Below are 13,040 nucleotides of genomic sequence, written 5' to 3'. Positions count from 1 at the left end.
ATAGCTAATTCACTTAATCTATGATTATCAACAATTAAATAAGGGTGGGTTATTTTTTAGGTAACCCACCCTTATTTAAAAACTAAAGAATCTGCGTTAGTTCTGAATTCAAAACTCGTTGTGCAGTAATAATAACATTACCAGGTGCTATTCCGTAGACACTGTATAAACCACCGTTTTGATTAGGAACAATTTCAACTTCATATTGAAGTGCTTGTCCCAAAGTAGAGTGAACTAAACTGAGATTTATAAATTCAGAAGCATTAGCAGCCACATTAAAGTTTATCTGTTCGATTAATGTTCTTGTACCGTCAAGTCTAAAAGATCTAACTACCCCAGTAAGTGGACCTGCAGTACGATTGAGAATTTTAACCCTAGCTCTAGTTGCATTAGTAGGTTGATTTCCTACGTTTTCAATAGGACCAGTAGAGAAAGGCATTTTAAATTCACCTCCTACTAAATTAAAGGATTAATAACCTATAGATTACAGTTTCATAGTATTCAATATTTTATTAAAATGTTCCAAATCAATTAACCAATTCGTTTTAAAAATAAAGTTTACATAACACCACTTATTCATAGCAAACCAACAGGAACTAGAATACTATATCTTTTTTTGATGTACATTTTAGTTAATTTAAAAAATAAACAATACAATTATTAAAATAAATACACTACCAAATCCATATTTTTATAAAAATAAAAAAAGAGTGCTGTGAAGAAACACACTCATTGAAAGAAATTTACCAATCCCGACGATGATCATGATCACGGTCATGATCATGATTACGTCTGCGACGACATTCATCACAATCACAGTCGCGGTCACGTCTACAACGACGATCATCACAATCTCTATGTCTGCGTCTGCAAAACATTAAATCATCCCAAAATCTATTACAATCTCTGCAATGTCTGAAATTACAATTACATCCCATAAATATGATTACCTCCTCTTAACAATAGAATTCCTCATATTCTATGATTAAAAGTTAAAAACAGCTTGTTTACTAGTCTATGTTTTGCATTTTAAAATAATAAGATATTTTGCCCTTAGCCGATATTACCGACAAATTTCACATTTCAAAGGTATTTCGTTTTATCATGTATAATGTAACTTTAGGAACGTCAATTGGAACATTAAGAGGAGCGTGAGGAACGATGTCTGATGGAACGCGGAATGGTATACAATCCGAGCCACTCCCGGCTTTCCTAACCAAGGAAGTAGCAGAAATGTTAAGTATTAGCGAAAGCTATTTACGTAAATGGTGTTTAGAGTTAGAAAAACATGAATACATCTTTATAAAAGTTCGTGATCCTAAAAGTAATCGCGAGTATCGAACCTTTAATTCAAAAGATATAAAAGCTTTGAAACAATTTCAAACACTTATGAAAGATGCCGGATATAACAAAGCCGATGCTGCCAAAACCGTAGCAATAACCATAAATAATGAAAATTGGAACACGAGTGGAACGTCCCATGATCCAATAAATTCCCAATCCTTGCTTATTACGAGAGATAAAGAAATATTGGAACGCGAAAACAACACTAATTTATTACGTGAATTGTTGCGTGAGGAACGCGAAGAAATAACAAAAGAACTCCAATCCATGAGAGAAGAACTACGACGAACTCAAGAAGAATTTCAAACTTTGAAAGACGGTATACAAACGTATCAAAAACACCATGAACAATTGTTACAAGAAAGAGATGAGCAACTATTACATAACATACAATCTATTCAAGAAACTAAACAACTAGTTGCTCCTACTACAGAAAATAAACATCATTGGTGGAAATTCTGGAAATAAAATAAGCCTTGCTTATATGCAAGGCTTATTTTATTTCTTTTCACTTTAGAACATAGTAATTCCACTATTTTTTATACAAGATTTTATACAATTTTTTGTACTAATACAGGACATTCATAAGCCTAAAAAAACCATCATCTCTGCAATCTATAAAATCATGCATAGAATGATAACCAAAAAAAAAGCGAAATCTATTGATATAAATAAAGAAATCGAAAGACTCAAATACACAAAAATCATATCACTCTTTTTATTATAATAACATTTCATTAATTTATTTATATATAAAAAAATATAGGTAATCATAGATTATTGTCTGTAGTTCATTAATAAACTTCAATAAACAAATTGCAAAAGCTGTTATACATACATATACATAAATGAAAAAAATAAATACATGGGCATTGAACAGTTGTGAACTACTCGCCACTTAGCAAAGCTTAAAGTGGGAGCTTCTCAGTTCCACGACGAAAGTAACCTTTCGTCTCCCTGAGCGAGCGTTACTTCGGGGTGTTCCACCCCTAGATGTCCAACGCTTGGACGCTCTCTTGGTACGGTTGATATTTTACGCAGGAACCGAATGGCTTGGTTTTCGCACTCTATTTTCTTCCTGCAACCTCATATATCAAGTTATCAAAAGTTTTTGGCTATGGCCAAATCAAAATTCATCTCCCACCTACCGTTGGGCTATCGCCCTTCACACGCTTGAGGAAGGAAAATTCTTTCTGTAAATTCGTTAAAAATCTAAAGTAATTTCAAAAAGGAGATTAAAATAACATGAGTGAACAATGTCCAATTAATGCATCATGTCAGGTGGTAGGACAAACTCAAACATCATTAAGTAATAGAATTGCAGCACCAATTATTACTACAGAAGCACCGCTTGTACAAATACCAGTTGTATTAACTGAAAGAACAATTCAAATTGTTGTAGAATCCAATACTTCATTAAATCCTCCAGCAATTGAAATTAAACGTATCTTAAAAAATGACGTATTTTTGACACAAGGTAAGTTAATTCCTCTAGAATTTACTCCAATACCAGGTACAAATTACCGCCTAGTTACAAAAGCTAAACTATTTTTACAAGGATATATTCGTAAAAATATTGAATATATAAATGATGAATATAATAGAGTTATATATAACCGCATTGCCAATGTTCCATTTTCTGGTTTTGCAAATCTAATAGAGGATGATTTTCTATCTCTAGCTTTAATAGCTGCTTCCTCAGATACTACATCTCATTTTAATAATCCTAAAAACGGTGATTTACCAAATTTAGAAAAATACCTCTTCGAAAATACAGTTTTTTATAACAAACAACCATATTGCGAATTAGTCAGTGCTCAATTTGTTGAATTAGACTTTTCTCCTTATCTAACAGACTTAAACGAACCATTTGATACTCTTCGTGAAAAAATGGTATTAAACCTTACTTTAAAAGTTTTACAAGTACAACAAGTACAAATTTAAAACAAAGAAAACTTCTTATTTTTCAAAACCAACCTACTTAAAAAGAACACCAATGCCCGTTGGTGTTCTTTTTAAAGGAAATTATAAAATAAAATGAGATGAAATAAGTGAGCGAAACCTATTCCAATACTACAATATATGTTTGATTAACATTTATAGTGCTAAAAATTCAATATCATTATTAATAATAGACAAAAAACTCACTTCTTATCTTTTTTCAAATAAAAAGCAAGAATCTCTTTATCATTAGATTTTAATTTTTTTACCAAACAGGCGACTCCAAAATGACTTCTTCTGTTCTGAAGCTGCTATTAAGCGATTGCTATCCTGTATTTCTTTTAATACCTGCATTAATTGAACATCTCTTTGTTTTTCTCTTATTATTCGTTGAGCATCTATTTCCTGTAAAAGTTTACTTTGTTGATCCAATCTTTGAATCAACTCTAAATTAAGTTGTTCCAATCGTTCTATACGTTCTACTAATGTTTTTATGTGTTCTGTGTCTGCTACGCTATCCGTAGCAACTGTTGCTACCTCATTTTCTTCAACACTTGATATCACTAAATTTACAGCGTGTTCTAGTGTTATACTCTTCTTGTTCATAGCTGCTATTAGCCGTTCTATAGTTGCTACGTCTTTATGAAAAAAGACTCTAGAATTATTTATTACCTCGCTCAAAAGGATACCCGGCTTCTTCCAGGGCAAGACAATATTTACGTAAAGTACTTGAACCAATCCCTAAGTTCTTGGCTACCTCTGATCCCCAATAAGTTTGAGCCATAATTTGTCCTCCCTCTGCTCTAAGCTGTTCTTTAGTTGCTATATAGTGTTTTCCTTCTTTAGAAAGGTAACACCTTTTTTTCAAATTTAAAGAAATGTTTTTATTACCTTTTACAGTCACTAATTAATATTTAAATATTAGTTTACTTTCAAATCATCTAAAACAATATCCATTATATTTAAAAAAGAAAGGAAACCTATTAGTAACTTCCTTTCTTTCCAAGGAGATTTCAATAAAAGCATAAACAAGTGCACCACTACTCGTCTCACACTATAATTTATGTTTTCTTATTCAAAATAGTGCAATTGACTTTAGTATTATTTATCTTTTTTAAAATATAAGAAAACCTACCAAAATTTTAACAAAAACACATACTAAGTAAAATCTAATACAAAAAACATTAATTTTATTAATCTAATTTAGCTTGTTATATTTCAAAATGAGGAAAATAACTATTATACAGGCCCTCACACAAATAGATATATTAAATATTATATTAAAGCGAATAACTTTAAATAAAAAATAAACGGAGGTTTTTTTAATTGAATAACCAAGAAAACTATCATTCAGATGATCACCACAAAGATTGTAAGGTTAAATCAGAAACACAAACTCCATTCAGTGATACTCCAGCAACACCTGTTCTTACAAACAATCCAATAGTTAAAATTCCAGTTGTATTAGCAGAAAGAACGCTTCAAATTGTAGTCGAAGCAACAATTCCACTTCATCCACCAGCAGTAGAAATTAAAAGAGTATTAAAAGATGTATTTTTACAACAATGTAAACTAGTACCTGTTGAATATGAGCCAATTGATCAAACAGGATATTTTCGAGTAACAAGAGCAAAATTGTTTGTAGAAGGTTTCATTCGTAAAAATATTGAATACGCTGCTAAAGACTGCAATGGCGTGATTCATGATAAAATTGCAAAAGTTCGATTCTCTGGTTTCGCTGATTTAACTGCAGGTGACTTTCTTTCTAACCCAATATTAGCCTTTGCTTCGGAAAATAAAGCTCGTTTCATTAATCCAAAAAATACTGATGTTCCTCGTCTAGACAAATTCTTCTTTGAAAATAATGTTTTCTATAATGAACAACCATTCTGTGAATTAATTAGTGCAGAATTTTATGAACTTGATTTTTCACCATGTGATCATGATGATGATTTTGATTATGGTCATCATGATTCATGTGAAAAAGATCATGAGAAAGAATTTGACAAATTACGTGAAAAAATCGTTCTTGATCTTACTTTAAAAGTATTACAAACTCAACAAGTACGAGTTGGTCGCTGCTAATTAAAAATCTTCATGCACTAAAAAGAAAGAAGAATCCTAAAAAATTCTTCTTTCTTTTTTTATTAAATTTATTCACTAAAAAAAACAACTTTAAAATGATTTCTTCTGTTCTATGTCTGCTACGCTACCTATAAGCAACAGTTGCTACGTCAATTTCTTCAGTACTTGATATTGCTAAGTTTATAGCCTGTTCTAGTGTTATGTTCTTCTTGTCCATAGCTGCTATCAGCCGTTCTATAGTTGCTACATAACGTTTTCTTTTGCATCTACCAATCTAGTAATTTATACAAATTTTTATACAAAAAAACAGAAAAAGAAAATAGCAAAGATCGCTAGAATCCTTGCTATAACAACAATGTATAAAATCGTGTATAAAAAATAAAGCAAGGACAAGAGAGAATCCTTGTTTTAAAGCGGATTCCCTCTTGTCCTTGCTACCGATAATGAGACGTTATGTTAACTAAAATTGTATACCATATACAGCTTAAAAACAGAAAAAGACTACCTTTTCCCAGTTAAAAGAAGTAGTCTTTTTCTATTACGTAATTGGGTTTCATGAGTGATGCCTTATCGCATTTTGGATAGTTTGCTCAAAGGATATTTCCCACGATTATGGAAAATATCCTTTGTTTGTTAAGTTTATTGTTGGCTAGATTGTTGGTTCTTTTTAGCTTCCGCTTGAGCGTTTTGTTGTTTTACTGCTTGTACATCTGTTTCACTAGCAAATTCCGTTCCAAATTTGTTAGATGCAGATGCAGCATTTGTTCCTACAGAAGTTTTGTTTGGTTGTTTGTTATTATTCATTACAATCACCTCCATAAAAATTAATGTTCCCAATAGGATCGTAACTATCCCAAAAAGCTTTTAACAAATATACGATTGCTAATAATAGGACGTTATGTTAACCGAGCATGAATGCGATATACATAATAGAATCTGATATCATTTAGATTGTAAGAGAGATTTAGGGAGGAAAATGAATGTCAGATAAAATTATTGTAGTTCCTTATAAAAGTGAATGGTCTAAAGAGTTTCAAAATCTAGGGGATTCATTAAGAAGTGTTTTAGGAGACGTTGCCATAAGAATTGATCATATCGGCTCTACATCAATAATTGGTTTAGCTGCAAAACCAATTATTGATATACAAATTTCCGTAAATTCTCTAGAGTTATTTGATTCTTTCAAGAAACCCTTAGAAAGTTTAGGATTTATTTATAGAGCAGATAATTCAGACCGTTCTAAACGTTATTTTCGCGAAATTCCTGGTAACAAGAGAACTCATATACATGTGAGACGTGAAGGGAGTTGGCCTGAACAACTTGCTCTCTTATTTAGAGATTATATGCGTACTCATCCAGAAGACTGTAAGCAATATGGAGAATTAAAATATAGGTTAGCTGAAAAACACACAAATAATCGACACATGTATACCGAATCAAAAGATCCTCTGATATGGGAGATTCTACGAAAAGCTGATAAATGGAGCCAAAATATTGGTTGGATTCCTCAAGGAACAGATGCTTAACTTCCAATAACGATAATTATGTAAATAAGCTGTCCATATGGACAGCTTATTATTTTTTTACTTAACGTGGTTTTGGTTTGAAATTTGCTTTTTGGCTAGAGTGCTGGCTCGTCGTGTGGGGGCGAAACCCCACGTATTACGTATCTATTTTTAAAATAAGAACTATCTTGGGACGAATGATCTAAGCGGTTCGGCTCGTATACTTGCTAGTCCAAGTCGAGAACCATTGCTTTGCTTTTTGTCTGTCGGCTTGGCGAGAAAAGCACACGAGCCGAAAAAAGTTTTGCAAGGACAACATCAAAAAGAAAAGGCGGTAGCCTTTAGGTGAGGATTAACGAACCGATTTTTTGATGTTGAGGGTGGAGATTTTTGAGTGGTTTTTTCAAAAATACGACCCGTTCCTTGCGGAACTTTTAGCTATATATATAAGAGTGAGAAGAGCAAAGTGAAGAAAGTCAGTAATAGCAAGGGTTTATGAGGTAGGGGGTGTTGCAAAAAAGCAACACCTGTGTTGCAAAAAAGCAACACCTAAAAAATGGAAAAACACATAAAAAAAAAGATGTCAATGACATCATTTCTTCTCATTCCTAAAATAAATAGACTGGTAATTTATGTTTTTTACCATCTTCAGCAACAAAATTTTTAAGAGACTTCTTAAAAATTCTTTGTGTAGCTTTGTCTACTCCATCTTTTGGAGAACAGCACATAATGTTAGGATTTATAAACCATGTACGACTCGTACAAATACGTCCATCTTCTGTTGTCATTCCAGATTCCGCAACCGCCAATACTCCTTTTTCCATTAAAGAATTCATCATCATTGAAACCCTTGAACGATCTCTCTTCAATTCTTTTGCTAAATAACTAGGTGTAGCATTGTCTGAATCAAATTCATTTTCCTCATTTGCTCGTTCTACAAGAATATTCGTTTTAAATTCTACATAAGGCACTAAATCCATTAGAAAAGCCTTTTCAGCATTTGTGAGATAGTTTATTTTTGCTAAGTAATTATAATTATCCGTAATCATTTGCACAAACTTCACCCTATCCGTAGGCTTTTTCTTTTTACCAATGAAATATTCTTCCCCACCAGTCGCCTTACTTAACAACTGCAAAAGCATTATTTTTTCTTCTTCCGAATAACCACCTGCTTGCAACTGGTCATAAATACTATCAATCTTACTATCTCTTATTTTCGCTTTTTTTTCAGCTTGTCCAAAATCTACAACTTTTGTCATAAAATAATTCTCTCCCTTAGTGGAAGGAATCAACTTTTATATGTTAGAATGTATATAGAATATATAAATGGTTGATTCCAACCTTATTATGAAAAACCGTCTCGCCGTCCAAAGCTAGAGCGGTTTTTCTCGTTTATACGTCTTTCTCTATAGTAACATGAAACACCTTGTTAAAACTTTCCGTCTCTTGCAAAAACACAACATTCAACCCTCTTTTTCTTCTTCAAACTCATGCAATTCAATGCTTTCATCATTATCACTCCTATCTTTCTCTATCAAAATCTCGATGTCTGCTTATTTCTCTCTTATGTTCACGTTCAAATTGATTATCTATTCCCTTGCTACCCAATTCATTTTTAATAAGCCCTCTAAACGCCTTAAATTGCTCTTTAAAAACTTCTTTCGTTTGTACATACAAAACTCTTATATTCGTCTGTAAATCCTTTATATGAGCTTTTAATGAGCTGATTTCTCTATTTAATACACCAACTTCTTTTTGCAACTGATTTCTTTCTTCTTTCAATGTTCGATTATCTTCCATCCATCCCTCTGCATACACTTTTAAACTCTCATTCTCTTTCACAAAATCTGTCTTTTTCAAACTCTCATAATCCTTTTTAATAGTAACCGCTGCGTTCACTTGTTTTGTAAATTCTTGATATTGTTCTGGTGATAACACATAATTTCTTGTCTGTTTCTTCGTGATTTCAGCTTTCCCAATCATTTTATCCTGTACTTGTGTTATTACTTCTCTACGCAAAAACGGAATCACAACAGGTTCATTTGGTACTTGATCCGTAGCACTATCTAATTCTATTTGCATTTGTTCTACTCTTTTTTCTAACTCTACATGACGCTGGCCAATTAACTGCAGCTTTTCACTTTCACTCTCTACTTGTTGTTTCACTATCTCTAATTCTTTGTACTTATCAACGACATCACTTTCCAAACTCTTTTTCGCTACTTGTAACTCGTTTGTTTTCTCTTCAACGTTTTTTAAATGATGATCAATCGTTTGTAACTGCGTTTCTTTTTCTTGTACTTGATTCTTAACAATTGATTTTGTTTCTGCATATTCCTTGTATTGACGGACTTTCATGTACTTATGTGAACCTACATTAGCACGTTCAAAATTCGGAATGTGCTCTTTAGCCAATTGCTCAATATAGGCCGTTTCTAATTCTCTCCAATGTGCAATTAACTTTCTTCCCGTTCCTTCTACACCTTGTTGTTGCAAAGCTCTATCCATTCCGACACGCCTCGTTAATCCTCGACTATTTTCGAAATTCGGTACATAGTTAATATGTAAATGCGGATTGGCTTCATCATCATGTAATACCATGTTATAAACTACTAGATTTGGATTTCGCTTTTGAAACGCCTCAGCATACTGTTTTAACGCTTCCTTTTTTGCTCCCCTATACTTTAGGTCGTCTTTACCCTCTCCAACCGCTACAACCAATTCTCGTTGCTCATGTGTCTTATCGTCTTTATGTATTTTGTCATAATAATCATCAATCTTACGGTCATTCCGTTTTTGTTTCTCGTTATACTTATCGACCGCTTCTTGAAAGACATCCTTGTATACACTTCGGATGTCCTTTTGAACAAAGTAGATATTCTCGTCTAACCTGGATGGATCGATGCCAGGATTCCCATAAATGTTTTCTCTGTTATTATGGCTTAATGAACTTTGGTGAGATTGATTAAATGAGATAGAGAACAACATAAAATACCACCACTTCCCCTAGATTAATTGATACAATAAGTCTAGCAAGGCGACGAAATTGTGTCAATTGACGTAACTCTATACGTATTTTGACGCTAACGCATCAAAATCAATAGGGGTCTGCGACGCTTTTCGGCTTCGCCGAGCCATGCTTAGCATGGCAAAAACAAACCTTGGGCTTTGCCCAAACCCACTGGGGAAATCTTCCCCGGCCCCCATCTAACAAACTCCCCCAACCCCCTCATTTTCGTGTGTATTGTTTTCGATACACACGAAAAACATCATAAACCTAGTTATACCAACCTTTTATACCACTTTTAAAACTCTCTCTCTTCTCACTATATATATATAGGCTATAAGTTCCGAAAGGAACGGGTTGTATTTTTGAGAAGAACACTCAAAAATCTCCACCCTCACAATAAAAAAGTCGGTTCGTTCATCCTCACCTAAAGGCTAATGCCTTTTCTTTTTTATTGTGTCCTTGCGGAACTTATTTCGGCTCGATTTGCTTTTTTCGCCAAGCCGACAGACAAAACGCAAGATAATGGTTATCGACTTGGATAAGCAAGTATACGAGCCGAACCGCTTAGATCAATCGCTCAAATATTGTTCTTATTCAATACATTGATACGTTTCATACGTGGGGTCTCGCCCCCACACGACGAGCCAGCACTCTAGCCAAAACGCAAGCTTTAAACTTATATAGTATTGTTAGGAATTAACTTGGAAAAAGTTGCAAACCAATTTTTATATATATAAATCTATAAATCTATAAATCTATTTAAATATAATTAACATAACGTACAATTAGCAAAAATTTTTTTTAAAAAAACAATTAATAACAATTTACTGACATACAACATTATTAATTCAAATAACATATTAAAGTAAGTTTATCTAAAAGGAGGTAGTTCTTTCATGAATAAAAATCCACCAGATAATTTCAATAATGAAAATCCATTAAATAAGAATATACCAAAACCAGAAGAACAAAATAATACACAAACCCTAGAAGAATGTATGATACAAACACATGTACATGAATTTACAGCTAGTACTAAGTTAGCGGAAGAATGTGATGACAGACATAATCATCGTTTTGCAGGTGTTACTAGTGAAGTAATACCAATGGGCGATAGTCATGTCCATGCAATATTTGTTAATACTGATTTTTTTAATCATCATCATGAAGTAGCAATAACAACAGGTCCTGCTATCCCTGTCGGTAATGGAAAACATATACATTTCATCAATGGAACAACTACATTAGATGATGACCACGTTCATGAATTAGAATTCACTACTTTAATTGACCGGCCTCTCTTATAAATTTATAAGATGTGCAAATTGCACATCTTTCCTAATACTAAATAAAAAATTGTAAAAGTCTAATTATCATAATTTATCATTATTGATAGCAGATAAAAAAATTCCACCAAACATAAATTACCAGTTTATTTATTTTAAAAAAGCCTGACTTTTAGTCTTGCTTTTTTTGTTTTATTTTACATTTTTTAGGTGTGATCAAATGATCACACCCTCCCCCCTTTACACCCTTGCTATTACTGACTTTCTTCTCTTTGCTCTTCTCACTCTTATATATAGAGCTAAAAGTTCCACAAGGAACGGGTCGTATTTTTGAAAAAAGCACTCGAAAATCTCTACCCTCAAAATAGAAAAGTCGGTTCGTAAATCCTCACCTAAAGGCTAACGCTTTTTTTTTTGATTTTGTCCTGATAAAACTTTTTTCGGCTCGATTTGTTTGTATCGCTAAGCCGATAGACAAAAAGTAAAGGGAAGAGATAAAAACTTTAGCGAAGCATAGGGAAACATGTATACCGAATTCATATCATGTTTACATAACACAAATTATCAGGAGTCAATCTATCTAGAAACCTAGAAAAGTCCCTTCAGAAGATCTGAAGGGACTTTTCGTTCACATAATTAGAGTTATGTGAAGTTAGATTAATTTTATCAGCTTTTAATTTATATTATTGGAGATGGAAGTCTCGTAGCTTCAAAGCGTGTAGCTGCACGATTTGAAACGATTGTACCAGTTGCGGTACTTGTTACAAATACTTGTACCTGATCTCCAGCTTTTAACTGAATGTTAGTAGAAACAGATACAATATTATTTGTACTTACAGCAAAATGTTCATTATCACTGGCTACTGCAGTACCACCTACCGTGATAGATATTACTAAATCATAAGCGACAAAAGTAGCAGCACTAGAAAGAAATTCAACACTTGCAATAATATCATATATACCATTAGATTTTGGAATAAATGTGGAGGCAGGAATTGCAGGAGGTCCAATAATAGCAGTAGTAAGATATTCATCTCTTAGATCGTATTGTTCAGTTTGATATTGAACTTGAGTATTAGCAGCGTTAACAGTTTGAGGCGTAAGAGCTGTACTAACAGCTCTGAATGCTGAATATATCTTAGGTTCTGGTGGTTCTGGAATAGGATAGGCACAAGGTAAAGAAAACTGACTACATTTATTGTATTTTTTCACTTTTTCACCCACTTTTTAAATATAGATAATTCTATTATTAATTTAAAACTTAAATGAAACGCTTGTATATTTTATGATAAAAAAAAACAAATGCTCTAGTAAAATTACCTCATTTTTATTCTTATCATTAAATTACTTGTACTAAGGATCACGCCCACATTTTAACTAAAATATACGCTAAACAAATTTCGACATAAAAAAATGTTGATTTTACTACTCTAAGCGATATCATCTATCTCAAAAACATAGGTATTTTAGAAAAAAACGCTTCAATGTAAAAAGTGTTGAAAATAGCTTAAATAATGTCTCAAAATTCATCTTTAAATCAAAATCTCAATTCAAATTCTGTTAATGAATTTTGAAAATCTTTTAAAGTATAAAAACGTTAAAATGTGCGTGCTACCTCAACATAAATGAGTTAAACAAAAAACCTAGTGATTACTAGGCTTTTTGTTTATAAAAAAATTATCATTTTCATTTCATCTTTAGATTTTACATTACTTTATATCAATTTCAATTGTAAGTTCCAATGTAAACTTTTAGATATTAGTTTACTTTCAAACCCCTGAAAACATTAACTTCACACCAAATCTCCTGATATCCTCAAAATACACAACAAAAGTATACATTCAAAACACTACAAATAAAGAAGTAATT

At 32.5% G+C, this 13,040-nt stretch carries 11 protein-coding genes and 1 pseudogene; 5 read left to right on the top strand and 7 right to left on the bottom strand.

The window, feature by feature from the left end:
* Positions 1 to 82: 82 nt before the first annotated feature.
* Positions 83 to 439 (bottom strand): hypothetical protein, encoded by a 357-nt coding sequence (locus tag MHI07_RS29220; protein WP_033728813.1) that lies wholly within the window; start codon positions 437 to 439, stop codon positions 83 to 85.
* A gap of 304 nt (positions 440 to 743) precedes the next feature.
* Entirely contained in the window at positions 744 to 938 is a 195-nt protein-coding gene (locus MHI07_RS29215; RefSeq protein ID WP_340827318.1) for a hypothetical protein, read from the bottom strand.
* A 223-nt stretch (positions 939 to 1,161) separates the two neighbouring features.
* Between MHI07_RS29215 and MHI07_RS29210 the strand changes: the two genes are divergently transcribed.
* Both MHI07_RS29210 and MHI07_RS29205 read left to right on the top strand, forming a co-directional pair.
* Positions 1,162 to 1,812: a DUF3967 domain-containing protein gene (locus tag MHI07_RS29210; protein WP_340827317.1), complete on the top strand. Its 651-nt coding sequence runs from the start codon at positions 1,162 to 1,164 to the stop codon at positions 1,810 to 1,812.
* Positions 1,813 to 2,589: 777 nt separating this feature from the next.
* Complete coding sequence (locus MHI07_RS29205) at positions 2,590 to 3,288, top strand: CsxC family protein (protein ID WP_340827316.1); 699 nt, start codon at positions 2,590 to 2,592, stop codon at positions 3,286 to 3,288.
* A gap of 246 nt (positions 3,289 to 3,534) precedes the next feature.
* On the opposite strand, the pseudogene MHI07_RS29200 reads toward MHI07_RS29205, so the two are convergent.
* Positions 3,535 to 4,069 (bottom strand): annotated as a pseudogene (locus tag MHI07_RS29200) (DUF3967 domain-containing protein).
* 542 nt (positions 4,070 to 4,611) lie between these two features.
* Between MHI07_RS29200 and MHI07_RS29195 the strand changes: the two are divergent.
* A complete protein-coding gene (locus MHI07_RS29195; protein ID WP_215582255.1) occupies positions 4,612 to 5,370 on the top strand; it encodes a CsxC family protein in 759 nt (252 codons plus the stop codon).
* Positions 5,371 to 6,009: 639 nt separating this feature from the next.
* Here the strand turns inward: MHI07_RS29195 and MHI07_RS29190 are convergent.
* Positions 6,010 to 6,174, bottom strand: a complete 165-nt coding sequence (locus tag MHI07_RS29190; protein ID WP_001063579.1) for a gamma-type small acid-soluble spore protein — start codon at positions 6,172 to 6,174, stop codon at positions 6,010 to 6,012.
* Positions 6,175 to 6,350: 176 nt separating this feature from the next.
* On the opposite strand from MHI07_RS29190, the gene MHI07_RS29185 reads away from it, so the two are divergent.
* Entirely contained in the window at positions 6,351 to 6,896 is a 546-nt protein-coding gene (locus MHI07_RS29185) for a GrpB family protein (RefSeq protein ID WP_340827313.1), read from the top strand.
* Between the two features lie 587 nt (positions 6,897 to 7,483).
* Here the strand turns inward: MHI07_RS29185 and MHI07_RS29180 are convergent.
* Positions 7,484 to 8,134: a MarR family transcriptional regulator gene (locus MHI07_RS29180; protein WP_002162441.1), complete on the bottom strand. Its 651-nt coding sequence runs from the start codon at positions 8,132 to 8,134 to the stop codon at positions 7,484 to 7,486.
* Positions 8,135 to 8,396: 262 nt separating this feature from the next.
* Positions 8,397 to 9,863, bottom strand: coding sequence for a plasmid recombination protein (locus MHI07_RS29175; RefSeq protein ID WP_340827312.1), 1,467 nt, complete (start codon positions 9,861 to 9,863; stop codon positions 8,397 to 8,399).
* 918 nt (positions 9,864 to 10,781) lie between these two features.
* On the opposite strand from MHI07_RS29175, the gene MHI07_RS29170 reads away from it, so the two are divergent.
* Positions 10,782 to 11,192 carry a YmaF family protein gene (locus MHI07_RS29170; RefSeq protein WP_340827311.1) on the top strand — a complete coding sequence of 137 codons (411 nt, stop codon included), beginning with the start codon at positions 10,782 to 10,784 and terminating at the stop codon, positions 11,190 to 11,192.
* Between the two features lie 657 nt (positions 11,193 to 11,849).
* Here MHI07_RS29170 and MHI07_RS29165 read toward each other — a convergent pair.
* Entirely contained in the window at positions 11,850 to 12,383 is a 534-nt protein-coding gene (locus MHI07_RS29165; RefSeq protein WP_340827310.1) for a hypothetical protein, read from the bottom strand.
* Positions 12,384 to 13,040: the final 657 nt, after the last annotated feature.

Source organism: Bacillus sp. FSL H8-0545 (genome assembly GCF_038006105.1).
In the GTDB taxonomy this organism is placed as follows: Bacteria; Bacillota; Bacilli; order Bacillales; family Bacillaceae_G; genus Bacillus_A; species Bacillus_A cereus_U.
Note: the sequence above shows the minus strand (reverse complement) of the source record. Positions and strands in the feature narration are given on the sequence as shown.